General features: G+C 56.5%; 26 protein-coding genes. All 26 read right to left on the bottom strand.

Annotation, left to right across the window (positions count from 1 at the left end):
• Positions 1 to 201: 201 nt before the first annotated feature.
• The 26 genes from PIN31009_RS09495 to PIN31009_RS09370 all read right to left on the bottom strand — a co-directional run bounded on the left by PIN31009_RS09495 (position 202) and on the right by PIN31009_RS09370 (position 22,491).
• Positions 202 to 387, bottom strand: coding sequence for a hypothetical protein (locus PIN31009_RS09495; protein ID WP_150790074.1), 186 nt, complete (start codon positions 385 to 387; stop codon positions 202 to 204).
• Complete coding sequence (locus tag PIN31009_RS09490; protein WP_150790073.1) at positions 387 to 1,661, bottom strand: hypothetical protein; 1,275 nt, start codon at positions 1,659 to 1,661, stop codon at positions 387 to 389. Before PIN31009_RS09490 ends, PIN31009_RS09495 begins: the two co-directional genes overlap by 1 nt.
• Before the next feature lie 66 nt (positions 1,662 to 1,727).
• Positions 1,728 to 2,393 (bottom strand): hypothetical protein, encoded by a 666-nt coding sequence (locus PIN31009_RS09485; protein ID WP_174997065.1) that lies wholly within the window; start codon positions 2,391 to 2,393, stop codon positions 1,728 to 1,730.
• The gene (locus PIN31009_RS09480; protein WP_150790072.1) at positions 2,390 to 2,815 is read right to left on the bottom strand and encodes a glycoside hydrolase family protein; all 426 of its coding nucleotides are present in this window, start codon (positions 2,813 to 2,815) and stop codon (positions 2,390 to 2,392) included. Before PIN31009_RS09480 ends, PIN31009_RS09485 begins: the two co-directional genes overlap by 4 nt.
• The gene (locus tag PIN31009_RS09475) at positions 2,812 to 3,270 is read right to left on the bottom strand and encodes a hypothetical protein (RefSeq protein ID WP_150790071.1); all 459 of its coding nucleotides are present in this window, start codon (positions 3,268 to 3,270) and stop codon (positions 2,812 to 2,814) included. Before PIN31009_RS09475 ends, PIN31009_RS09480 begins: the two co-directional genes overlap by 4 nt.
• A 175-nt stretch (positions 3,271 to 3,445) precedes the next feature.
• Positions 3,446 to 5,143, bottom strand: coding sequence for a hypothetical protein (locus PIN31009_RS09470; protein WP_150790070.1), 1,698 nt, complete (start codon positions 5,141 to 5,143; stop codon positions 3,446 to 3,448).
• Complete coding sequence (locus PIN31009_RS09465; RefSeq protein WP_150790069.1) at positions 5,140 to 7,140, bottom strand: hypothetical protein; 2,001 nt, start codon at positions 7,138 to 7,140, stop codon at positions 5,140 to 5,142. Before PIN31009_RS09465 ends, PIN31009_RS09470 begins: the two co-directional genes overlap by 4 nt.
• Positions 7,141 to 7,525: 385 nt before the next feature.
• Entirely contained in the window at positions 7,526 to 8,803 is a 1,278-nt protein-coding gene (locus PIN31009_RS09460) for a tail fiber domain-containing protein (RefSeq protein WP_150790068.1), read from the bottom strand.
• Positions 8,772 to 9,224, bottom strand: a complete 453-nt coding sequence (locus PIN31009_RS09455; protein ID WP_150790067.1) for a GNAT family N-acetyltransferase — start codon at positions 9,222 to 9,224, stop codon at positions 8,772 to 8,774. The genes PIN31009_RS09460 and PIN31009_RS09455 overlap by 32 nt, the downstream gene beginning before the upstream one ends.
• Entirely contained in the window at positions 9,221 to 10,675 is a 1,455-nt protein-coding gene (locus PIN31009_RS09450) for a hypothetical protein (RefSeq protein WP_150790066.1), read from the bottom strand. Before PIN31009_RS09450 ends, PIN31009_RS09455 begins: the two co-directional genes overlap by 4 nt.
• A gap of 127 nt (positions 10,676 to 10,802) precedes the next feature.
• Positions 10,803 to 11,717, bottom strand: a complete 915-nt coding sequence (locus tag PIN31009_RS09445) for a hypothetical protein (RefSeq protein ID WP_150790065.1) — start codon at positions 11,715 to 11,717, stop codon at positions 10,803 to 10,805.
• Positions 11,718 to 12,305 (bottom strand): hypothetical protein, encoded by a 588-nt coding sequence (locus tag PIN31009_RS09440; RefSeq protein WP_150790064.1) that lies wholly within the window; start codon positions 12,303 to 12,305, stop codon positions 11,718 to 11,720. It abuts the gene before it with no gap.
• Between the two features lie 62 nt (positions 12,306 to 12,367).
• Entirely contained in the window at positions 12,368 to 12,664 is a 297-nt protein-coding gene (locus tag PIN31009_RS09435; RefSeq protein WP_150790063.1) for a hypothetical protein, read from the bottom strand.
• 10 nt (positions 12,665 to 12,674) lie between these two features.
• Entirely contained in the window at positions 12,675 to 13,679 is a 1,005-nt protein-coding gene (locus PIN31009_RS09430) for a phage major capsid protein (RefSeq protein WP_150790062.1), read from the bottom strand.
• A 20-nt stretch (positions 13,680 to 13,699) separates the two neighbouring features.
• Entirely contained in the window at positions 13,700 to 14,722 is a 1,023-nt protein-coding gene (locus PIN31009_RS09425; protein WP_150790061.1) for a hypothetical protein, read from the bottom strand.
• Positions 14,723 to 14,724: 2 nt separating this feature from the next.
• On the bottom strand, positions 14,725 to 15,075 hold the full coding sequence (locus PIN31009_RS09420; RefSeq protein WP_150790060.1) for an FmdB family zinc ribbon protein: 351 nt from the start codon (positions 15,073 to 15,075) through the stop codon (positions 14,725 to 14,727).
• A complete protein-coding gene (locus PIN31009_RS09415) occupies positions 15,075 to 17,291 on the bottom strand; it encodes a molecular chaperone (RefSeq protein ID WP_150790059.1) in 2,217 nt (738 codons plus the stop codon). Before PIN31009_RS09415 ends, PIN31009_RS09420 begins: the two co-directional genes overlap by 1 nt.
• A complete protein-coding gene (locus tag PIN31009_RS09410) occupies positions 17,291 to 17,488 on the bottom strand; it encodes a hypothetical protein (RefSeq protein ID WP_246185580.1) in 198 nt (65 codons plus the stop codon). The genes PIN31009_RS09415 and PIN31009_RS09410 overlap by 1 nt, the downstream gene beginning before the upstream one ends.
• A gap of 77 nt (positions 17,489 to 17,565) precedes the next feature.
• Positions 17,566 to 18,942, bottom strand: a complete 1,377-nt coding sequence (locus PIN31009_RS09405) for a phage terminase large subunit (protein WP_150790057.1) — start codon at positions 18,940 to 18,942, stop codon at positions 17,566 to 17,568.
• Positions 18,923 to 19,213, bottom strand: a complete 291-nt coding sequence (locus PIN31009_RS09400; RefSeq protein ID WP_150790056.1) for a hypothetical protein — start codon at positions 19,211 to 19,213, stop codon at positions 18,923 to 18,925. Before PIN31009_RS09400 ends, PIN31009_RS09405 begins: the two co-directional genes overlap by 20 nt.
• A gap of 39 nt (positions 19,214 to 19,252) precedes the next feature.
• A complete protein-coding gene (locus PIN31009_RS09395; protein WP_150790055.1) occupies positions 19,253 to 19,621 on the bottom strand; it encodes a hypothetical protein in 369 nt (122 codons plus the stop codon).
• Between the two features lie 12 nt (positions 19,622 to 19,633).
• Positions 19,634 to 19,972 carry a hypothetical protein gene (locus tag PIN31009_RS09390; RefSeq protein WP_150790054.1) on the bottom strand — a complete coding sequence of 113 codons (339 nt, stop codon included), beginning with the start codon at positions 19,970 to 19,972 and terminating at the stop codon, positions 19,634 to 19,636.
• A gap of 616 nt (positions 19,973 to 20,588) precedes the next feature.
• A complete protein-coding gene (locus PIN31009_RS09385) occupies positions 20,589 to 20,966 on the bottom strand; it encodes a hypothetical protein (RefSeq protein WP_150790053.1) in 378 nt (125 codons plus the stop codon).
• Between the two features lie 331 nt (positions 20,967 to 21,297).
• Positions 21,298 to 21,639 (bottom strand): hypothetical protein, encoded by a 342-nt coding sequence (locus tag PIN31009_RS09380; protein ID WP_150790052.1) that lies wholly within the window; start codon positions 21,637 to 21,639, stop codon positions 21,298 to 21,300.
• Positions 21,640 to 21,655: 16 nt separating this feature from the next.
• Positions 21,656 to 21,970 carry a hypothetical protein gene (locus tag PIN31009_RS09375; RefSeq protein WP_150790051.1) on the bottom strand — a complete coding sequence of 105 codons (315 nt, stop codon included), beginning with the start codon at positions 21,968 to 21,970 and terminating at the stop codon, positions 21,656 to 21,658.
• Positions 21,971 to 21,996: 26 nt separating this feature from the next.
• Complete coding sequence (locus tag PIN31009_RS09370) at positions 21,997 to 22,491, bottom strand: winged helix-turn-helix domain-containing protein (RefSeq protein WP_150790050.1); 495 nt, start codon at positions 22,489 to 22,491, stop codon at positions 21,997 to 21,999.
• Positions 22,492 to 22,563 lie beyond the last annotated feature (72 nt).

Below are 22,563 nucleotides of genomic sequence, written 5' to 3'. Positions count from 1 at the left end.
AACGACGCGCCATCGCATGGATGCCGAGTCAGCCCGCGACTGGTTCGCGCAGTTCCACCCCACCGCGATCTATGAGCCGACGGAGCATGGCGCGATAGACATCGATAAGCCCTACGCAGGCTGGAATGGGCCGAATAATCACGGAGGGTGGCGGTCGGAGGATTGACCGGTACTCCTATCTCGCGCAGATGGCGTAGGATTTCACGTCCCCGGAACTGGCAGCGTGGACTTGATGAATGGGTCACGCGTGTTGTACCACGCGACATATGACGGATTGTTGGTATCGGTTTCGATGAAGCCGGGCCAATATTCCGGGTCTTGCGGACTGGGCGAATAGTCGGTCAGATTGCCTTCGCTATCCACGCGAATGTAAATGGTCGTAGCCATCAGAATTTATACCCCAGTGAAATAACCGTGTAGGTCGGCGTACCAATATTGCTGCTCGCGTTGTACCAGAGTTGCCCAACGTTACTTGTCGCAGTCACTCCTTGGCTACCGGCCCCTTGAGCGGCGGCAGTCGGCAGCGGAACCAACACTACAGGCCCGATGCCGTTAATGTCTCCACCCACCGTCAGAGACATGACGGCATTTGCCAATGTGTTTGACGTGCTGAGGAAAAGAATATTTTCTATCGCGTTTCGTGGGACGGTTGCAAGCGTGTTGAAAGGCGCGAAACCAGACGTGCCGGATGAAGTAGTAAACACGGTTCTACCCGTGTGACCGACGGTACGATCTCGCAACATCCCACCAATCAGATTCCCAGATCCGTCCGTCCCCCAAACGGAAATAAGCGCGCTCGCCGTGAAGCCGGCCGGCATATTGGCGCCTCCATAAATGGGCGGCGCGACCGCCGACGTAGCATTCACCGTGAGGGTGTTGGTGAATTGAGTCGTCGGGTTATAGATGGCATACGTCGCTAAAAAGCCATTGGCCGGCGGCGAGCCGATATCCATGCCGCCTGCCCCAACCGTCCCCAAGTTGATGCCAATAGAGAGCGATTTCAGGAGGTATGAAATGCCGCCGAGTGCCGTCTGCACGATGACCTCGTCGGCCGTATAAACCGCCGTTGACGAAACCACCGGCACATACATTCGGGCATTCCGGACGGAGCCAACAATCCCGATTGACTGCCCCATCGGGCCACCGACGATCTGAAATTGCGTACCATCATAGACAACCGTCACGACCATGCCAGCAGCGATATCCCCTGGAATAAGTGGCGTCCACACTTGCTTCGAAATGGGTTTTGCCCCGATTCCATTGATATTCAACGTAACTGTCGATGTCGTATTTGTTGCGGCTGCTACGAAGCTGAAACGTTGTCCGGCGACATAGGCAGTCAACGGTGGAACCGCTGAAGATGCCGTAATAGTGTCTGATCCAGAAGTTCCCGTAAGGAATTGCATCGTGCCGTCTTGCACCTGACCCGCGGCCGCGTAGTCACTGCGAGCCGCAGCGTTGCCCACCCCAGTATGGTGAAACCCTCCCATTGGAAGATTCGCGGTGGGTGTCTGCTGGCCATCCTTCGTAACCGCCAATGTCAGACCGTTGTTGGCGATATCAGACATGGTGTTGTTATGCACTGTCGAACTGATCGTGGTGCCAGTGACCACCGGATTGCCCGTAACCAGTTGGAATACACCTGAGCCGTTGTAGGGCATCGCTTGCTCCTGTAAACGAAAAAACCGCCCGTAGGCGGCTTAAAAAATCTGTTTTGTAGGGGGGGGCTAGTTGCCCTTGAATGTGTCGGTAGTAACCCCACTCCCAGACGATCCCGCAACCCTTGCCGGTGAAGAGACGCCGTTTTGACCCAACGTCACAGTGCCAGGGGATGTCGCAAATGTGGTGATCGCTTGTGTTTGTACCGAAGCTTCGCGCGTCATCCCAAACCAAAATCCGAGTACCTGAGACGACTCTCGGACGAAGTACATGACGAGACCACCGGCAGTCGCCGAAATTACGGGATCGCGCAAAGTTCCATCTGCAACGCCAAGCATTACCATCATCACTATCCCGATGGTCGCAGCGATAATCGCGAGACTGAGCAACGGTCTCATCCAGTCGTGAGGCTGTTGACCGGCAAGTTTTCGCGCGCTATCCCGATCTGCCGCTTCGGCAGAATATTGCGCATTCGCTGCGAGCATTCGGTTCTGCTCAGCAGTTACGGCTAACTGCTGAAGTTGCACTTTTGCGTTCGTTTGCAACTCCTGAACTTTGACAAGAGCATCAGGATTCCCGGCAAGCGCGGCAGAAACTGCATCAGGATTGTTATCGGTGCCGAGCGCTGACGAAATCAAGCCTCCTACAGCAGCCCCAGCAGGACCGCCAAGCAAGCCGCCAATGACCGGAGCAGCCTTCCCTACGACGTTTGCGATATCGCCCCACGTACTCATGAACTCGCTCCCGTGCGCATCATTTGCGAAAGACGTTGTGCTCGGGCACCAACCTGCGTCGCCCACTTAGAGGCGAGCATCCCATCAGCAGCAGCCCCATAATCCCCGCGCCGCATAGCCGCAAGCGTATTGACGAACGTCAATAGACCGCCCCCGAGATTGAACGCCATATTGACAACGACGCGCTGCCTAACGGCGTCAAGATCACGCCACCATGACACGTTTCGGTCGAGCCATCCGACCGTTCGTGCGATATCGTTTTGCAACATCGCATCACACTCGGCGTCAGAGATCCCCACGTCCGAGAGGTTGCGGCCTACTCCAATGGTCGTCTTGCCAACGGTGTCGATGTAAGGCTTCAACTTTCGGCCCTCGTCCCGGCTCAGTTCGGCAATGAGCGTTTGCATGTCAAAAGTGTTCATTTCGCCCCCTTCTGGTCGGCGTTGTTGGCGCGGAATTCAAGAACCGTGAGCCGATTGTCGGCGCGTCGCAGCTCGGAACCCACGTCGTATTGATACTTAGCGATCTGATCATCCCTTGCTGCCTTGGCTTTTGCGATGTCATCTGCCCACGGACGCCATTGGGAATAAACGGTGGTCGAACCGGCCAGCAAAACGCTACCTATCGCCGCAAGAATCCGGACTGCACGCCGGTTTCCAATGACTTCGTCGCGCAACGGCTTGAGAGCGTCCTGAAGTTCATCTGACTTTTCAAAGAGAACTTCTTGCCCTTTATTCAAGGTATCGATCTGCTCTTGTTGCCGGGCGAGCGCGAGCTGAAGCTGGAGAATCGTCTCCATCTTCCCGTCCATGCGCTTTTGCCAATCAAGGTTCTGATTAATGCGCTCAGCTAGTACTCTGAATTCGGCATCGTTCATGTCGTCATTAGCCACCGTTGTTCCCCCGGACGACTGGTCTATACTGGCCAGTACCTGAAATGAAAAAGCCGCCCCGGGGGCGGCTAAAACTCATATGACTGAAGAGCAAACAACACGGTTTATCATTACCTCAATCTGCTTATCGCTGCTAAGCATGATCGTGCCTCCCATCTGGTCACGGATTCTGAAGGCGTGCGACAGGATTTCCAAGAAGGACGCCAACCCGTGGACCAAGCGTTGAGATTGCATTGGCCACGGACGAAGCAGCAGCCGGGCGGTTCATGAGCAACGCTTGGGCTAGCTTCTGGCCAGTTGCCGTGTAGGGGATAGACCCTAATCCAATGCCAACTGCGGCAGGAACAACTACACCGGGTGCAGCAGCATGACCAGCCGCAGCGCCCAGGCCCAATGTCAGCAGGGAACGGCCTACAGTTCCGCTGTCCGGATACTTTGCCCCGAGGACTTCGGTAGCATCAGCCGCGAATTGCCCATTTAGTCCGGTATTCGTAGCTTTCTGTGAAGCGGTCGCGCTGCGGCGTAGAGCGTTCGCATATTGGGACGCCGTAAAAATATTCCCGTTATTCGAGGCGTTAGCCATGCCTGCGGCTCGCTCGATCTGCTTGTACTGAGAATATGCCGCGTTGGCATTCTGGAGACTTTGAAGCACATCAGGAGGACTCGCGCGTCCTACCCCGGCATTGATCGCACCGTTGAGGTCATCCAATGCGTCTGCCAAGACTCGATTATCAGGAGTGGCGTTACCAAGCCGCTGATTACGCGCTATCCCTGAAATAGTGGATCGGCTATTACCCCACTGCTCGCCGCTCAGCAGGTTTCCGTTCAACTTCTTGGTGACCTGATTTTCGACAATGTTGTCGAACTGATTTAGGGCACTCGGTGCATTCTGCGCAAGGCTGGCACGGATGCCAGCAAGGTCATTGCTGAAATTCTGGTCAGCTATGAACGTCGCCCGGGGCGTGAGTGATTTGTAGACATCACCGATCTGCTTGCGGACGTAATCAACGCCCGCAGAGCCTGTCCCGACGTTCGCCGGAATCTCTTGCCCGATTGGTGCAAGCGCACTGTCATATGCCGCACGATTAAAGCTCTGCACAGACCGTTGCTGGCCGTTCTTGATCATGTCCCCCAGAACCGGAACGCTGGTCAGCTTGTCCTCAGTTCGCTGAAGCGCACCCCCGAGGATTTGCCCCGGAGTCATCTGCACGCCAGCTTGCGCAAGACGTTGCCGGACGGGATCGGTAACGCCAGAAACAACCTTTCCTAGCCCAGTGGCGACCAAAGGCGCTGCGCCGCCGACAGCACCAGCAAGCGCCAACTGATTTAGCTTCTGGTCAGCATATGAACTACCCTCTGGGATATCGGTAACTGGCGTGAATGCAGTACTCAAAGCCGCCGTGCCAGCGCCTAGGCCAACCTTCCCCAAGGTGCTAGCGGCGGCTCCAGGAGAGTTCAGAACGAGAGGGGCCGAACCCACAACGTTGCCAGCGATACGTCCCCAGTCAATGCCATCCTTCCCCGCAGCAGCGCGCGCAGCATTGTATTGCGCCTCTTGCTGATTGATCTGTGCGTCGACCTGAGGAATGCCAGATCGGAAATCTGCCGCCATTTGAGAATCAGGGGCGATCTTGTCTGCTGCATATCCGATCCCATGAACAGCGGACTGCACAATCCCACGGATAACGTCACCTACGCCGGTCGTAAATCCGTTGGTGGAAGGAGGCGCGCCCACCGGTGCGGACTGCGGCGCTTTCGCAACTGGCAATGACGGAGAGCCAGCCGAGAGATATGCATCAAACGACTGCCCAGATGCCTGCTGGGGGGCAGCGTTCAGGTAGTCGTCAAATGCGCTCATTTCAGCATCCCGTTATTGAACATCATCTCAAAGACAGGCTTCAATGATGCGTTTTGCTTCACCGCCTGCTGGACTGCCGCCCGCTGTTGATCACCGTTCATCTGCAAAATCGGCGCAATGGTCGGCATCATGGCCGGTTTGACCATGTTGTCAAAAGCGGCTGATTGCTGCGTGTAAGCCTTTTCGTTACCTTGTTGGAACAGAGGGGCCATGACCTGGCGCTTCAGGTGCATCAAATCCAACTGATTCAGTTGGTTGTTGAGGCCGGAAATCTTGGCATCTTGGGGCTTATCGTAGGTCGGTACTGATTCGTTGATTGTGGCCCGAGACGCATCGCTGCCAGCTGCCCCAAGGGCTTTCCCTTGCAGACTGACGTAGTTCGCATGCAGCTTTCCATACTCGGCGGCATCCGTGCTAAGACGGGTGGCCACAGCTTCCGGAGCGAATCGCGCAAGTGTCCCGCCAACCCCCTGTTTCTGAGCTAGGCCGATCATGTTCGTCAATGCATCGCGGGATTGTTGGTAGACGCTATCGGCATCGGAAAGCGCTGATTGAGCATCTCCCATCTGCTTACTGGGCGCACCTTGCGAGGCATTTGCAGCGGTCGTTACACCAAGCGGGGGTGCTGCGGCAAAACCACCGGACCGTTGGGCTGCTGCGCCAGGAGCGCCCGGATATCCTTGGGGAACGCTTGGCGCACCATTCGGAGTTCCTTGCTGCCCCGGATAGCCGAATACCCCATTCGGCCCGTTCTCGCGCAGCATGATTGCCGAGCTAATCGCTTGGCGCACATACGGATTACCGAGGTCGATTTTCTGGTCGGGCTTGATGCCCAATCGCTGCGCCGCATCAGCGATATAGGCCTTCGTGTCGTTCTCGTTCGGAGGTGCCCACTTCGAAATAACCCCGGCCAGCGTATTCACGCCTTGTTTGCCGTAGTTCTGAAGGTTGTTGTCCATTGCGGCCAACCCTTCTTGTGGCGAGTTGTACTGTGCGAGACGGCCTCCCGGCATCAACGCGCCGGGGTTGTTATTCCGGATCGGGGCAGGCAGGTTGCCCGCTGGTACACCACCATTCGCAGCGTCCGCGACATTCGTCGTGGTCTGATACTCCATTTGCTGCGTCTGCGGGTTATAGACTTCCTTGAGGTTGTATTGCGCGTTACCGCGTGCGCGGGCAGCCGTGGTATCCGCAATAGCACCAAGACCGCCTTGGACTGGCACGATATTCCATTGGCCGTTCTGCCCTTGGACCGCCGTGAATCCATCCGGGACATGCGGCATTTGCTGTGTCTGGCCCGACATGGGATCAAACATATAGCCGCCCGGTCGCAACGATACCGGAGCAATGAAGTTGGCCTTGGCGAGCGCACCACGGTTTGCCTGCGTCGGGTCCATTCCAGCGGCGCGCGCCATTTTCGTTGCGTCGGTCGGGTCGAATTGCTTGGCCTGCGTCTCCCAATATTTTGATGGATCGCTAAGGTAAAGCTGTGCGGCCATCTGCGCCGGAAGACCAGCGGGGTTATTAGGACCACCCGGAGATAGGAATCCGCCGCTACGCTGCGTGCTAAGGGCGTTGGCCAGAGCGCTAGTATCGTTCGAACCATCGCTGAAAGGATTAGCAACCTGCATCGAGCCAGCCAAGCCACCACCCGATGATACGCCAACCGGAGCAGCATCCGAGGTTTGTGTGGAAGGCTGGGCGCTTTGCGGCGAACCCATCAGGAATTGCATTTGCTGAGCGCCAAGGTTGCGCATTCCTTCGACGGAATCGTTTCCGAGTTTCGCAGCAAGAAGCGCTTGGCCAAGCTGGGCAATGCCTGATCCGATGCTGTATTTCGGCATGACAGGCATGCCTGCGCCCATCTTGTTTAGCTGATCGCCGCCATTGTTCATTGCGACGCCCATAAGCGCCTGAGCTAATTGCTGCTTGCGCTGAACGTCAAGATAATCGCCTTGGAACTGAGGGAGGATCACCGGACCCGACGAGGTTGCCATTTTTCCCCCTTAACCTTGAAATCGTTGAAGAGCGCGCGCGAGCATTTGCGGATTTACTGAGGGCACCGTTGGCAGGGGCGCACCAAGCGTGACACCTGCTTGACTGTTGTCTTGCGCTGCCGACAATGGCGACATGTTCGGAGAGGCTTGTCCGCCCCCATTTTTCATTGCCTGCTGAAGAGCCATTTGAAGGAATGGTGATGCCGCGCTATCAATCCCACTTTCTGCGACGCCACTTCCTAGAGGTGCTGTCATCGATCCTTGTAGCCCCCCTCCCATCCCGATAGGAACAGCAGAGCCGCCCGAAAGAGGCGACGGATTGCTATTGCTAAACAGATTCCCCAAGATGCCAGAAGGCGAAAATCCCCCAAGAGACCAAACCATCTCACACCCCCGCCATCTGGTAATTGACCATATCGAAGCCGCTTTCATGCGGAACCACAGCTTGCGGACGCACCTTGCGAACCTCGTCAGCCATGAAGCCGATATGGCGCACATCGTCCTCTTCCCACAGGTAACGGTAGGTGTAGACACCTAGGCCATTGGCCCACTTACCGACGCGCTTGATGCATGTCTTAAGCCTGCGGTCCGAAAAGAAGGACGAGAGCCCAATGATCCCAGCAGAACCAAGCCCGAACAAACCGCCCATCGTAGAGTTCGCACTTGCCTGATTAGCGTTGTACTGGTTCATCTGGCCTTGGTAATTGCTGTAGATATTCTGGCCGATGTTCGCAGGCTGTGCCGCAGATTGCGCAGGCCCGGAGTATCCAGGAACCATCGAGGCAATCGATTGCAGATTGGAATATGGCAACTGACCGATGCCGACTTGCTGGCCATACAGCCCGGCCTGACCTTGCAAGTTGTTTTGCATCTGGCCGAAGAGAGAGGCCTTTTGTCCCACCAAGCCAGCTTGTGCCTGAGCGCCTGCAAGTTGGTTCTGCCAGTTCTGAGCGCCAAGCTGGGAGCCGGTCATGATGGCTTGATTGGCAGCGTTGCTATACGCCTGCTGCTTCTGATTGCCAAAGTTCGTCATCGCGTTCAGATACGCTTGAGAACCTGGCGTGAGGCCCTGATTCGCCAGAGACGCTTGGAGGCTTTCTTGCTGCTGAGAGAACTGCGGGTCCAAGTACTGCGTCTGGGCCTTATAGGCGGCGTCTTGACCCTGTTGCTGCGCGTTTTGCGCTGCCTGTTGGTTAATCCCATTCCCGATATTGATCAGTTCCGGATTGAGACCCGCATAGCCGGAATTGAGGGCCTGGTATGTGCCCATCAGGCCCGATAGGCCATTCATCGCGTTCTGGTTGATGTTCCCAGATTGACCGATCTGCCCAAACAATCCATTCATCGCCCCCTGCAACTGAGGGTTAGCGCTGATATTGGTCTGATAGATCGGCGCGCCTGTCGCAGGGTCATAGCCGCTGATTCCGCTTTGCTGGCTACCGAACGGATTCGAGTAGTTACCCAGATTCAGGGCTTTGTTGTACGCAGCAGACTGCTGATTGGTCTGCGTCGTCGCACCCGCGACCGCATAGGGGTCGGGAGCCGATGGCGCGCTGCCCCCTTTGCCGCCGCCCTCTAGCGTCTCCGGACGATTCCGGAAAAGGGATTTCCGGAACGCTCGGACAGGAAGATCAGGATCGAAGTGATTCAAGAAGCGCGGCATGATATTTCCCGTCTAGAAAGCGGCATTCCTCTTTGAGCATGCCGTAGATAATCAGGTCTGCACCGTCGTCACATGCCTTGGGCAAGAGACCGCGCTTGACGAATCCAAGCCCTTCATCGAAATGTTGAGCATCGGAGTTGTCGGACCTGACAAGCCCCGTGATGTGGTTACATCCTTCTTGGATGAAGGCATAGCGAAAGCATGCGGCCATATATGCGGGCGTCATCCAGTGGCGACTTCCGTCCGAGGCGACATGCATGAGAATGTTTTTCCCAGCCTTGAGATTGAAAACGACACCTGCGATTAGCTCGCCGTTCTTCTCAAGACCGATGCCGACAGCGAGTGGATAACCTTCTTCGCCGGTCTTCGCAGATACCCAATCAATGACGCGTGCGGACTGATCCCACACAATGCGCTTCATAGGGTCCACCCGCTTTCCATAACCAGATCCGTGCTGACCCAATGCGTCTCAATGCCATTTGTCGTCGCCTTGAGGATTGGGGCACCTGTCGAGCCGATGCCCGTGACGCCCTGCCATGCGTTGTTGATATTGAGACTGCCGCCCCACAGCGCGAGATCCCACGCCGACGAGTCCCAGACGCCGTAAGCGACAGGAGCAAAATTCAACGTGGACTGAGGGACGTTCTGGTCATAGTTGACGTTCACCCCGGCGAATATGGCCGGAGAGCCATTCGTCCATAGAATCGGACGCATCATCGTGAACCGTTTGTTCACGGCAGGCATACCGAAGTCATTGAACGCTTGCAGCCCTATTGCGTTGATGTTCTGGCCGTTGTCAGAAAACGTATTCCATGCCAATCCAACGTAGCCGTTTCCACCGAAATAGATCTTGTCGTCAAACAGTTCCCAGCAGTTGGCGTTCCAGCCTTTGAATGGGCACCAAGCCCCTGTAATGGTGTTCATGACGTACTGTTGCTGAGCATTCAAAGCAACCGGCACGTTCAGGATGACCATGTTATTCAGCGGGTACAGCACCATGCACCAGCCAAAGTTATTCGCATACAACGATGTGGCCTCAGAGATCGCCCCTTGGATCTTTGCCGTGAGGTTCACCTGTGTATCCACGCGGGTACTGGCCAGCGCCTTGGACATCGGCGCAAGACCGTCCTTACCGACATAGAGTAGATCGCTACCGTACTTCTGGAAGCATCGATTCCCCATCGGAGAGCCGAGACGATAAACACCAACCAGATTGAACGTGGACGCTTGGGATGGGTCAGTGCCACCGTAAACCGCGATTTCACCTTCGCTTGTCACCCAGCAGATATAGTCCTGCATCCCATAGCCGCCATCCACCGTCCAAACGCCTGCGGCAACGAGGCTGCCGCCACGCCGGAAGATGGCGCTAAGATCGAACACAGTTGCTGCGCCGCCGATCTGCCCGACGGGCAAATACCACGCTTTGAGGGATGCTTTCTGGATAAACCAGACGCGTGAAGCGAAACTGGTTACATGCGTAAGCGTTGTGGGGTCAACGCCAGTGATCGAGACCGGAGTGGAACTGCTGGTGACGGATTGCCAAGTCGTTCCGTTGTAGACGTAATATCCATCCGCACCGTTGACCATCAACATGAATGGACCGGCGCTAGTCGAAAAGTTTGTGTGAATCCACTTATCGGAGGTCAGCGAACTAATGACCGGCGCACCGACTGCGCCTCCCAACGACACGTCATAGACCGCTGTCCCCGCTGCTGCAAAAAGCTTGTGCGTTCCTGCGGACGGGTTATATCCCATCACGCTGTTTACCTGAGTCGGAATGCCGGTCGCGAATTGGGTATAACCCATGCGCACCATTACATCCGACGTGGTCGGAAACCAGTTCTCCAAAATCACCGCATCGGTCGGAGACATAGCCGCAATCGAGTCACGGGCGTTCCACCCACCAACAGGGGCCGGGAGTGACGAAACCGATGCATTAGCCGACTGCGCGCGTGACCGGGCGACTCTATGCGCCGAGAGAGATGGGATTTGCGCCATGTCAGCCCGGGAATCCGTAACCGCTGTCTGGAGTATTCTCCGGACCCACCAGAACCTGCGAGAGGCGCGGAGCCATCGACAACGTTGCCCCCCCCTGCTCCGTGGCCATGCGGATATCAAACTCGGAGTCGAAGTCCCGCTTCAAGGCCGTCGTGTCAAATCCCTTGATCTCGAAGTATTTCAGTTTCGTCCCAATGACCATCATTCGGTCACTGAAGATGCTGGTATCGGTGTCTTGCGTAAGTGCGTCTTTGGGTGTGCCGGTAGCATCTCGCGCCCAATACTTCGATGTGTACTCAAGTCCCAAATACTCAGACGTGTTCAGAGCAGGCCACACTTGGAAGTAACCGCCCAAGACCCGCCACCGAACACGCGGGCCAGTTGCGATATAGCCCGACTTGATCCACTGCCACTGTTGGGGCGATTCCGGGCCAAGCATCTCCCAATGCTTCGACTTGTCCCACTGCGTCCGGTCAATAAGGCGGTCATAGTCAGCGGGCATCGTGTACTTTGTCTGCGCGAAGACGATTTGCGATCCTGTAGCCGTCACAGTCGCGTTTTGATTGAGCGTGACCTGAGATACAGAGTCCACGCTCAGGACATAGCAATCTTGGGGGACGCCAAGCCCTGTCACCATGAACGTACCGGGCAAAATCCCGGCAGTGGAGGCAAGCCCCGAGACGATGGGGCTACCGTTCGTGGTGTTACCCGCAATTTGCTGATAAGCGGTCGTAAATCGATACTCCGTATCCAGCGCTTGCCAGCAAAACTTGGCTTGCGACTCATCGCCAACAGCATTCATCAATGCCGCGATCTGGATAATGTCCTGTGAGGTATTACCGGCGACGGCAGTCGGGATGACAAGGCCCAATTCACCGGTCACCTTCTGGACAAGTTGGAGTAGCGATTTGCCCACTTATGCCTCCTGGCTCTTCGGGGGCCGACCACGGCGCGGCGGCTCATCTGACTCAAGCGCCTGAAGGCGTGCGCCAAATCGCGCAACCGTGTCCTTCAAATCCGCAATCTCTTGATCTTTCAGGCGCAATTCTTCGGCTTGCTTCTGGGCAAGCGCGCTATCGCTCGCGCTCTTGATGAAAGCGGTTGCCTTGTCTCGCAGTTCGTAGCAGCCCATGCCGACGCGTTGAATAGCGGCGTCCGACGCATTTGCGATCTGCTCGACCGTATGGAATTCGAGGGCCTTCAGCTTTGCGACTGTGGCAACATCAAGGCGCGGCCAGTCTTCGACGGGTGTTCCTTCTGTCGGGCGATGGCTCTGGCTGTTCTTATAAGCGTTCCACTGATGCGGCCACTCGATGTGATCCGAATCGCGCACCGGGCGCTCCACGATATTGTTCGTATCACCAGGGACAGCAACGCGAACGAAATCGACTAGGTCGAATTCAGGTTTCCCAGTCTCGCGGCTGCGAGCTTCGTTCGGCAACTTGCCTGGATAGAACGTCACCCAAAGGCGTTGATTCGGATGTGTCACGTCACTTTCGAGCATTGTGTGGCTCCAGAAATAAAAAGGGCCTCCTTGTGGGGAGGCCCGTTATCAGGCGTAAGGTGTTATACCGAAGCCTTCGAGAACCAGCCGTAATCGCCGGTTACCATCGCCGTTGCGGGCGACGTGTACGAACCGCCGGAAGCGGTCGCGAGGAACGTTGTCGGGCTGACCGTGCAGGCCGTGGTCGATGCCGGGATGCTGGCATTGGCCTTACCAAACACGTACAGCTTGCCGTCGCTGCCGAACACCTGTTCGCCCAGGTTGAGCGGGACAGTGCGCGCACCCGACGTAATGTCGGTCGCAAGCACCGTATTGACCAGATCGAAACCGATCTGCGGAGTTACCGAAAAGACGGGCATGATTCCCTCCTTATGCGATCAGGACGCCGCTGAACTGCGGGCCCTTGCTCGTCATGTTGCCTGCCCAACCGATCAGCTTCACGATGGCATCTTGGTTGACTGCCTGACGTTCGCCGCCAATCGGCACGAAGTTGCGGTCACGGTGCGGCCGGAAGTAGATGTAGTTGGTGTTGAGCGCCCACATGTGGTTCGCCGTGGCGTTGGCACCAATACCGCCGTCAAGCACCACGTCAGCCGCCATACCGCCGCCGTAGAACTTGAGCGCCGGGAAGCCCGCGCCTGCCATCTTGGCGTCACCGTCCGACATCACACGCTGCATGGCCTGCATCGACTGCACGTACATGCCGTAGTAGTTGTTGTCGGCCACCCACAGGTCAGGACGATCCTTGCCACGAACGCACTTGAGCGCAAGCTGCGTCATATAGGCCTGAATGTTGGCTGCCGAGACCGGCGCGCCACCGTTCGAGTTGCCCGAAAACACCTGGGATTGCCAGAACGACCACGTAGCGCGGTTGATGCCACCGTACGTACCCGAGGTGGGAGCGTCCGGGATGGCAGCAGCCAGACCCGTGATGTTCTTGCCAGCGTTGCCCGTGCCGTCCAGATAGATATCCGAAGCGATACGGTTCACAAGCTGCTTCTCGGCAATTTCCATGCGACCATCGAGCAAATCGATGATGGCTTCCTTGCCCGAGTTTTGCAGCATTTCCAGCCCGGACATGGTGACCGAGGCGTAATACTGCTGGATGTTGAACTGAGCCGCCGAGATCGGCGAGTTCGGGGAGATGTTCAGTACCTCGTAGCCGGAATACGACCCGGCGTTGATGGTCGAAGAGTCGGTGTACATGATTTCTTCCAAAATCACATTACCACCACTGAACGGTTTCACGTTTCCGCGTTCGCGGAGTTTCAGCAACAGGGCATTGTTGTTCAAGACGTTGTCGCCCAGCTCGCCGGAGCGTTGCTGGATCGTCGTCGCAATGATGTCGCTGACGGCGCTATTGGCATATGCCATGGTTTGCTCCTGTCAGATTGTCAAAGTCGGCTTGCGCCGATCTCGTTGAATGCTTCTTCGAGAGCGGCTCGCCTTCCAGTTGCGACGCCAGCCTTGGCCGCGACGTTGCCGGGTGTGGCACTGCGGGTGCTGACGGTATTCGCGCGGGCAGCTTTCGCCGCCTTATCTGCGTCCTGACGCTTTCTCGCTTCGTCAGCCTCGCGCTGTGACGCTTGGTGACGTTGGAAAATGTCATCGTGCAGTCGAATGGCCTTGGTGTAGGCCGAATCTAGGTCGTTTGCTTCGCCAGCAGTGAGAAGGCGCGCCATCGTGTCTTGGACAGCGTCGAAATGCTCATGCGAAGCTTTGAATTGCTCGATTTGCTGGTTCACAGCCGCTGCCTGGGCGACTTGCTGTTGGTATTGGAAGTTGCTCACAACACCATTCAGCCCTTGCATCTGCTGTTGCAGCGCTTGGATATTCGGGTCGATGTATTGCTGTTGCTGCTCGCCACCGGTAGGCAACTGAATTCCGCAGGCTTGAGCCACGTTCATCAGCGTCTGAAGCTTTGTCTGCGGATCACCATTGCGCAGCGTGTTGTATGTGCGCATGAGATCGTTAATGACGTACTCAGGCGTCGCCCCGCTCGCTTGGATCTGCTCCATGTACGGCAGCACTTCTTTCCAGACGCGTTTAAGCGGCTCAACGCCTCGCGCGGTCTCTTCCTCACGCTGATTGATGTATGCCGCGACCTCCGGGTCTAGCGTGTCCCATTTGGCGCGATGCTCTGCCTTCCATGACTGAGGGGCAGCAGGACGCGCTTTGGCCTCCGGCGGGGCCATCTGATCGACCTTCGACGTATCGGCCGCCACGGCTGCCGGGTCAGGCTGCTTAGGGGAGAATCGACCAGCTTCGTCTCGCTGACGCTCGTCCGCTTGCTCTTGTGCAGCCACCTCTACTGCCGGTTCATGCACCTCAGAAACAGCAACGGCTCCCGAAGGAGCCGCCGTTTGTTGTTCAACCGCTTCAAGTGCGGTTTCAAGTGCCTCGCGTCTTGTGGACATGGTCACCCTTTCAGTTTGTTGACTTGATCGATGATGAGTTCTTTGCGCCGACGCTTCGACTCGTCCGATATCTCGATTTCGGATTTGGAATTGCGCGTGAGATAGGAGATTTCGTTGCCCACCTCAATACAGTTGTGTGCTTTGAGATGTTCTCGGTGCTGGGAACGGCTGGTAATCATGCTGCCGTCGATCATCGATCGATACGGCTGGATGTCAGTGACCACATAGGGGGCCGTCACGAGGCGCGACATCTTGTGGCCACAGCAATCTGGCAGATCGTCGTATCGGTCTACCGGGCGATATACGTCATCTTCGTTGCCGCAGATGCCACAACCGATATGGTAGATGGGCATTAGTCGGCCTCCGGCTGCGCCTGACGCGCTGCGCTAATATCGGCGGCTTGCAATGTCGCGCCTGCGCCAATCTCAGCTACTTCAATCTTCGCTTGGTTATTCAGGGCAGCGATGAGGATGGCCAATTGGCCCTTGACCTCTTCGATAGCGGCCTTCGATTGCGTTTCCATCTGACGCAAGAGCGCTTCGTTGTGGGCCTCAAGCTGAGCGCGCTGTGCTTCCAGTTCATTGCGGGCGCGTTCTTCCTGCGCCTGGAATGCCTGCCGTGCCTGTTCGACCTCGGCGTCCTTCTGAGCCTTGAATTGCTCCAATTGCATTTGCATGCCGAACTTCTCGCGCTCGAACTGCTGGCGTGCTGCTTCCATCTGCTGGTCATGCTGCTGCTTGGATTGTTCCAATTGCATCTGACCTTGGACCTTCATCATCTCTGGATTCGGCTTGGGCTGACCTGCCGATGCCTGTGCCTGCTGCTGCAATTGGTCAAGCGCCGTATCGATTAGACCTTCGAGCGTCTTCCCCGGCTTGAATGCGGTGATGCCGAACTTCATCATCTGAACCAGCATCGGAGCCAGTTCGGGCGAAGTCTGAGCCGCCGGGACCGCCTGAGCTAGGAATTTGCTCGTGGCGTCCAGAAACTCAACGCGCCCCGCCTTCTCCGCTTCCTCATCAAGAATGACGAGCGAATCGGCGTTCACTTCAATCCGGAAGTTGCGCACTACCTTGTTGCGCAGCATCTGGAGCGCCTGAGGAACCAGTTGCTGGTCTACCGGCAGAAGTTGGTCGACGCCTGCCACAGACATGAGCGTTGCGTCTTGGAACTTCGAACACATAATCTGCGCTTTGATCTTCATCAAAGCCGTGGCGTATTCGGCCACATCATCTTTCGTGTAACGCAGGCGAAGCGATCCAAACTGGCTCTTAATCGTCTGGGCCGTCGCAGTCTCCTGCGCGTCGCTCTCACCTCGCAGGATGTCTGCCAGACCGAGCAGCCCGTAAATCTGGTCCATGACCTCGGCACGGGCGCGATAAGCAGCCTCAAGCGCTCCGACAATGGGCGTCAGGTCGACAATGTCGATTGCGCCCTTCAGGCCATTCTTCTCAGCAAACGCCGTCCAGTCCTTAACCGGAATGAGATCGTTATTCCCTGCCTCAGTGAACAGTCGCTGAAGCTCTTTGATGGCAGCGTTATGCACGCCTCGGACCTTGAGTGCCTTAATGAGGCCGTCGATGCGGTCGGAGATCGTGTCTAGCTCGTTCGCCTGATCCTGATATTGCGCGAAGTCCGGGACCGGAACCAGCGTCTCGTTCGTGATCGTCGCGAACAAAGGACGCGGGCATGGGAAAAATTCCTCCAAGCCCAGCGGATCCGCCTTCTCATCAAGGAAATTGCCGAATGACTTGCTCAGCCAGACCGCAATGCCCTTTTCTTTGTCCCACAGTTCGCAAATCTTGGCGCTATTGCCCTGCGAGCCAAGCGAAGACTTGTATGTGACGCCGTTCTGCGGGGGCTTCGAGTCAAGCGGGATCTTTGCCGCGATCTCTTCACCAAAACGTTCTACAAGCGCATCACGAGTCATGTAGACCCAGCGCCACACGCAGGTCACTTCTTCCCATGTCCGGGCTACGTTGTGACCAAAGTCGCGCCAGTGCACGTAGTCAATCGGAGCGCATTCGTAGTCGATCTGTTCAGCCGGTTCAAAGGGCGTCTCTTGGCCATTACTAGCTACCTGCAAGCCATCTTCCGGCAATCCAGCGGTGTCACTCACGCCGTCCTGATCAATATCAAGCGTGCCAGTCTGGATACTAATGTGTGGCTCATATCGCACCCAGGCGCTTGCCCGACCACCCATGAAGCGGTCAAACACGCTGTACTTCATCGTGCTCTTGAAGTCCGAGTAATGCTGCAACTCGAACTCCAACCCGCGCTCAAGTATCAGCGACGCCACACGGCCTACCGGATCATTGTCCTTAAAACGGCGCGACACATCCGGCTTAGGCACCCGCGAAAAAGCCGCAGGCATAAGCGTCTGAACGTTCGACCAAAGAATGTTGAAACGGGTTGTCTCGTTGTCAGAGCTATACGTCTTGTTGTCGTCACGGTAGCGCTTGGTGATCTTGTCAACGCGCGCCTCCCACTTACGAAACTCGCGTTCATAGTCCGCGATGATGTCCAGATACTTTTGGACTCCCGGAGCGAAGACGAGGTCTTGAGCCATTAGCCGAGGACGACAGTTGCGCTAACGGTGCCGCCAAGCACCACGTTGAAGCCAGCCCGCGAACCGATATACAGCGGGTAGAACTGGCCCGCGACTGGCGTAAAGGTATCGACAACCTTCACCGTTGTCCCTGTCCCAGCGTCGTCATAGATCGTAATCGTTGGCGTGCTTGTGGCCGCAGAGACGAAGATTCCCACGAGGGTGACGCCTGGAATAGCGCACACGTTTCCACTCGCCGTGATCTGCCGCGGCGATCCGCTAATTGTGCTTGCCATTAGATTCTCCGGTGTCCGCCGTTGCGGAGCGAGCGATAGTGGTCCTCCAGCGCATCGTCATAGGTCTGCGTCGGAAGATTTAGCCAATCGGTTTCTTGTTTTGAGGCAGGCACTTCAGCCTCAGTCATCATCTGAGCGCCGTAACAGAACGCGTCAGATGGGTGTGATGCCCAGTTGTGGAGCGGTTCTTTCGAGAACACCCCAGTGTCTGGATTCCATTCGTATTCCCATGCCCTCAGACCGTCTAGACCGCCTTCGCATCGATCCCGATGGAATGCGCACTTAGGCAGGACGGCACGCCCTGCGCTGATTTGGTCTAGCTTCTTTGTCTGAGGCACCACGTTGACTCTGTCCGCCCCAAAGGCTTCCAGAAACTTCTCCATCGTCGTGTGCTTGCTTTGGAACGTCTTGGCGCGTGCGTCGTGGGGAAGCCATATCTTCCCGGTCCGCGCGCCTAGCTCCAGAATGCTTTCCTGAATACGCGGAATCCAGTCATCCGCGTCTAAGCCCGAGTCACCCTCATACTTCAGGATATTGAAGCCGCCTGGGGCACGTTGCCAGTACCACCACGAAGCCGTGTCACGAAACCCGATATCGCTCGATACTTCAATCGTCGCGCCGTATGGGTCGTACTCAACATCGTTGTGGATGCGCCCGTCACGCTCGGCCTCGTTGACCCATTTGCCTAGGATCGAACCGGCGATGCTGCCATATGCGCCTTCCCAGATGTGGTCGTACTCATCCGGGTTATCGCGCAAATCCCGCTGCCTAGCTCGCTCAAGGACTGCCGGAAATTTCGGGTTGTCACGCCAGTTAAGCTCGACAACCTTGTAACGCGGATCTTTTGAGCGCCTAAACCTGATATCAGTTGGACTGCCCTTACGCTTCGGGTTCCATGTCACCCACAACTCAGCGTTCCAGCCTTCACCCTCTTCCCGCAATGTCGGGATCAACGTATTCCATGCTTCGTTGGTGACTGGCTCGGCCTCGTCTACCCAGCAAAGCAGGATGCGCCCCTTCGACTTGATGGACGAAATGTTCCGATCAAGCCCCGCGAATGTGAACCAGATACGCCCGTCGCGGCTCTTGATGTACTTTTCCCCGATGTCGTAATACGACTTGAGGAATGGTTCATCTTCAATAGCTCGCTTGCATTCCTCCAGCGAGGAATCCTCCAGCGAGTTCATGAACTGACGGCCACACAGCAACATGCCCGAGATACCGGCCATGCCGTACATATAGCCGCGCACTGCAACCATCTTGGCGAAACTACGAGTCTTACCCGACCCGCGCCCACCGTATGACCCTCTTACGTCCGCCTCTCCTGTGAATACAGGAATCAGCTTCGGCGGGAGCTTAATCTGGGCTGTTGTCATCACCCAGCGCGATCAACTCCACACGCTGCACAACTTGCAAGGGATTGTCCTTGTCGCCGGTCACTTGGAGCGGCAAAAGCTTCGGGTAGATCGTTCCCCAAAACACTCGCTCATTGGCCGGATCTTCCTGCGCCCAGTTGTAGAGCCGATCTGCCCCACCCAGCTTGTCAGCTGCAAGCGCAATAGCCTCTTTGGCTGCCAGCGTTGTCTTCGCAGGCCCGCGTTTGCCCTGGTTAAGCTTTTTCTCGCCTTTTTTAAACTGGCCGCCCATTACTGCCTCCGCATTGTGGCGCGAAGCCTTCCACGTCCGTTATGCACCGACTGAAGCGATGAACAGAGTCGGAGTGATGAGAGTGAAAACGCCGAGCTTGCCTGCCGCCACACTCACGCCAGCGTTGGTGGCAGCCGTGCCAATAGCTGCGCCGGTCGGCGGATAGACGAGCAACGCGTTCGCGCCGTTGTTGGCCACGGTGATTTCGTCCCCACGTGCCAAGTTCGCCTGAAGGCGCGCGCCAGTGCCAGTGGCAACCGTCGAAAACACATTCAGGTCACTGGTGAGTGCCAGCGCGTCCGATTGACCGACGCCCGTAGCAGTCAAGCCGCTGGCCACAGAACCGAGGATGGACGTAGCTTGGAGCGGAACGAGGCCCGCACCCATGAGGTTTTTAGTAGTCGGCATGGATTTCTCCTGTTAGGCCGCGATATGAGTGGAATGCACAGCAGGCGCACCAGCAATCAGTTCGCCATGTTCATCTTCGATGGCCAGCACTTCGACAATCTCAAGATCGTCTACGCGCTGCCAGCCAGTGATTTCATCCCCATTTCCCTTGTCATCGTTACCCACCCCAAAGCGGATATGTGAGCCAGTGGGAGAAATACGGCTGGGGTCGATGGTCACTTGGTAAAGAACCACGCGCGGGACCGGAATCGCCTGATTCATCCCATCGCGGATAGCAATGGCCGTTTGGGCGTTCTTTCGATCTGCCTCAAAGCAGACGATTACTACCTGTCGGCGTGCGGGAATGTCCATTCAGGCTCCAGAAACGCAAAAACCGCCCGTAGGCGGTTTGATGATGTTGGAACGTCCTATGCCAGTAGGTCTTTAATGTTGGCAACAGATTGATAATAACGTTGCCCTGGTGGCTGACCGTACCCGTCATTCGCGGCTTGGTCGTAACAATGCGGCATGCTCATTCTTTGCTGATCCGCGAGCCGCTCAGGACATGCACAGCTGATTGCACAGCTTTGCGCATCTGGGCATTTGTCGCACGCCTTGAACATTTTGACTCCTATTGGCAGAGGGGCCGGTGCTGATCTCCGGCTTAGGTGCTGTCAGCGCATGCCGAACAGTCAGGAATGACCCGAATCCCCATCGGCGCATCAGCCTGCGCATTCCCTCACGGCTGCAAATTGTTCATGGAACTTACACTTTGACGTGGCTGGCCATGTCACAGCCCTTTGGACTCGCCCCGATGTAGTTTTCCAAATGGTGCTGCACCGATTCAAGGTCGGCCAGTCCCACCTTCAATTTGCATGCGCGAGAAAACGAAAAGCCGCCCGGATTTCCCCGAAGCGGCTTTTTCAGGGCGAGCGATGCCCCACAATTTCCAAGCCTACACTAACCATAAGAATTTGCAAGCAATTTTTCACAATGCCACCTCTGCCTCTTGCTCGGTTATCACGCCACGCTGGATGAGCATCGGCACCAGAGCGAGCTTGGCATCCGCATAAGTCGCCTTCGAGCGCCACACGTCCACACCTGCATCCATGTTCCGCATGCGAGTGTGAATGGCAGCCCTCAGCGGCCATGACAGCCTGTCGACGCACAAATCGATCTGCTCACACCTTGCATTACGCTCGGCTTGGTCGACTTCCTCGGCAATATCCCAGTGAGTCATCCATTGGCGTGAGGATGAGCGATAGTCCCGGCAGGTTGAATCGAAGGCTGCATAGCCCAGTTTCGGCTCATATTCAGCCTGCCATGCGTGCCATGTCTCAAGAAGAGTATCGATGGGGTCTGTCATTTTAGAGCCTATTTAGACTTCTTGAAATTACATTTGAAATCACTTATTCGGCAATATGTGAGGCTTCCACCAACCGGCCAATATCTGACCCAACGCCCTTGGACCTCTACGATTTTTACGTCACCAACTGGGGACCATGGACTTCTTTCGCGGTCTTCCTGCCAAGTCTCTCCAGGCTGCGGGTCTGCGCCGAAAATGACTCGAAAAAGGGCGATCAAACTTTCGATTGGGCCGTACATCTATCCTCCCTATACCAAATACCGCAGACAAGCCGCGCCGAAACCGATGATGGTTGCTGTGCTAGCGACGATGAATATCGTGACGGGGTGCATCACGTCCCCTTCCCTATCTCAGCAGCAGCGCGGACGATGGCGCGGCGGGTGGCTGCGAACGATCCGATGAAATGCCCTTCAGCCAGATAGTTATAGCCATCAGACTTGAGCCAATATTTGGCTTCCGTTTCAACCTCGCCACGCACCTCTACCCGCATTCCCAGCTTCACCGCCAGCCGAAGCGCATCGCCGTCGTCTTCTAGGGGGTTCCAACGAAATTTTGGCCGCCCGTCCACTTTCACCAGTAACCACATCGTTTTACCGTCGACCCAATCAATTTCGCCTTTCACCTTCATTTCCGCCGCCTTCGCCGCAAGCTCAAGCATCTCTTTGTCGGTCATCACACGCTCCCAAACTTCAGAGTCGCACGCGATCAGCGATGCTGTGAGCCCGCGCAGTCGCGAGCTGGATGCGTTCGATTAGGGAATCGAGCGCTATGACGCATTCGGGATCTGCACTCGCTGCTGATACTTCCCCCATAGTTTCGGGAGGAGCGCTGTCCGCAATGGACGAGACACGCATCGAGACGCGCTCAAGCGCTTCGAAGAGCGCCGTCATCGCTTCATGCGCGGAAGTGATCTGATCGGGAATGCGCTTGGGAGGAACGATTTCGATATCGCGAGCGACCACCACGGAAGCGCGATCGAGAAGATGGGCCGGGATCGATTGCATGCTGATTTCTCCTGAAAGTTGTGGGCTTATACCGCCCCAAATAACGCTGCGACCATCGGATCGCGACGGATCAGTACAGGCGCTTTAACGGACACGCGCGCCTTTGGCACCTTTAGGACGGCGGGGCGGCGGATTGGGGGAAGTTCTCCGATTGACCAGACCGAAGGGTTATCGCCTGGCCCGGACTTACGCTCTTTCTTCGCGACTAACCAGCCCTTCTCGCAAGCCATGCGGGTGCGCACGTACACGGTATCGGCGCTCAGGCCCGTTTCGACCTGAAGTTGCTTCTGCGTCATTGGGCCGTTCTTCTCAAGCGCCTCAACGATGCGCAGGAACGACCACATGCGACGCGGGCACAGGCCGTGCACCAAACCCAGAGCCACTGCATGCCGATAAATTGCACGCTCAGTTCGGTTCGGAAATTCCGTCAGGATGGTTTCCTTCGTGGCTCCGCTGTCGAAAAGAACAGTCAGCCTCTCGTCTTCCTCTGGTGACCATTCGCAGCCTTTAGTTCTTCCCATATCACCCTCTCAACAGGTAATCAATGGCCTCAGTGGCCGACGTAATCACCGCGATTTCGCCCTTCCACGCGG

Source organism: Pandoraea iniqua (assembly GCF_902459685.1).
Taxonomy (GTDB): domain Bacteria; phylum Pseudomonadota; class Gammaproteobacteria; order Burkholderiales; family Burkholderiaceae; genus Pandoraea; species Pandoraea iniqua.
The sequence above is the reverse complement of the archived record's forward strand: the minus strand, read 5'-3'. Positions and strand labels throughout refer to the sequence as shown.

Excerpts from the sequence above, each read along its gene's own strand:
- PIN31009_RS09495 (WP_150790074.1), bottom strand. The coding sequence starts at position 387 with ATGGCTACGACCATTTACATTCGCGTGGATAGCGAAGGCAATCTGACC.
- PIN31009_RS09490 (WP_150790073.1), bottom strand. The coding sequence starts at position 1,661 with ATGCCCTACAACGGCTCAGGTGTATTCCAACTGGTTACGGGCAATCCG.
- PIN31009_RS09485 (WP_174997065.1), bottom strand. The coding sequence starts at position 2,393 with ATGAGTACGTGGGGCGATATCGCAAACGTCGTAGGGAAGGCTGCTCCG.
- PIN31009_RS09480 (WP_150790072.1), bottom strand. The coding sequence starts at position 2,815 with ATGAACACTTTTGACATGCAAACGCTCATTGCCGAACTGAGCCGGGAC.
- PIN31009_RS09475 (WP_150790071.1), bottom strand. The coding sequence starts at position 3,270 with ATGAACGATGCCGAATTCAGAGTACTAGCTGAGCGCATTAATCAGAAC.
- PIN31009_RS09470 (WP_150790070.1), bottom strand. The coding sequence starts at position 5,143 with ATGAGCGCATTTGACGACTACCTGAACGCTGCCCCCCAGCAGGCATCT.
- PIN31009_RS09465 (WP_150790069.1), bottom strand. The coding sequence starts at position 7,140 with ATGGCAACCTCGTCGGGTCCGGTGATCCTCCCTCAGTTCCAAGGCGAT.
- PIN31009_RS09460 (WP_150790068.1), bottom strand. The coding sequence starts at position 8,803 with ATGCCGCGCTTCTTGAATCACTTCGATCCTGATCTTCCTGTCCGAGCG.
- PIN31009_RS09455 (WP_150790067.1), bottom strand. The coding sequence starts at position 9,224 with ATGAAGCGCATTGTGTGGGATCAGTCCGCACGCGTCATTGATTGGGTA.
- PIN31009_RS09450 (WP_150790066.1), bottom strand. The coding sequence starts at position 10,675 with ATGTCTCCGACCGATGCGGTGATTTTGGAGAACTGGTTTCCGACCACG.
- PIN31009_RS09440 (WP_150790064.1), bottom strand. The coding sequence starts at position 12,305 with ATGCTCGAAAGTGACGTGACACATCCGAATCAACGCCTTTGGGTGACG.
- PIN31009_RS09435 (WP_150790063.1), bottom strand. The coding sequence starts at position 12,664 with ATGCCCGTCTTTTCGGTAACTCCGCAGATCGGTTTCGATCTGGTCAAT.
- PIN31009_RS09430 (WP_150790062.1), bottom strand. The coding sequence starts at position 13,679 with ATGGCATATGCCAATAGCGCCGTCAGCGACATCATTGCGACGACGATC.
- PIN31009_RS09425 (WP_150790061.1), bottom strand. The coding sequence starts at position 14,722 with ATGTCCACAAGACGCGAGGCACTTGAAACCGCACTTGAAGCGGTTGAA.
- PIN31009_RS09420 (WP_150790060.1), bottom strand. The coding sequence starts at position 15,075 with ATGCCCATCTACCATATCGGTTGTGGCATCTGCGGCAACGAAGATGAC.
- PIN31009_RS09415 (WP_150790059.1), bottom strand. The coding sequence starts at position 17,291 with ATGGCTCAAGACCTCGTCTTCGCTCCGGGAGTCCAAAAGTATCTGGAC.
- PIN31009_RS09405 (WP_150790057.1), bottom strand. The coding sequence starts at position 18,942 with ATGACAACAGCCCAGATTAAGCTCCCGCCGAAGCTGATTCCTGTATTC.
- PIN31009_RS09400 (WP_150790056.1), bottom strand. The coding sequence starts at position 19,213 with ATGGGCGGCCAGTTTAAAAAAGGCGAGAAAAAGCTTAACCAGGGCAAA.
- PIN31009_RS09395 (WP_150790055.1), bottom strand. The coding sequence starts at position 19,621 with ATGCCGACTACTAAAAACCTCATGGGTGCGGGCCTCGTTCCGCTCCAA.
- PIN31009_RS09390 (WP_150790054.1), bottom strand. The coding sequence starts at position 19,972 with ATGGACATTCCCGCACGCCGACAGGTAGTAATCGTCTGCTTTGAGGCA.
- PIN31009_RS09385 (WP_150790053.1), bottom strand. The coding sequence starts at position 20,966 with ATGACAGACCCCATCGATACTCTTCTTGAGACATGGCACGCATGGCAG.
- PIN31009_RS09380 (WP_150790052.1), bottom strand. The coding sequence starts at position 21,639 with ATGACCGACAAAGAGATGCTTGAGCTTGCGGCGAAGGCGGCGGAAATG.
- PIN31009_RS09375 (WP_150790051.1), bottom strand. The coding sequence starts at position 21,970 with ATGCAATCGATCCCGGCCCATCTTCTCGATCGCGCTTCCGTGGTGGTC.
- PIN31009_RS09370 (WP_150790050.1), bottom strand. The coding sequence starts at position 22,491 with ATGGGAAGAACTAAAGGCTGCGAATGGTCACCAGAGGAAGACGAGAGG.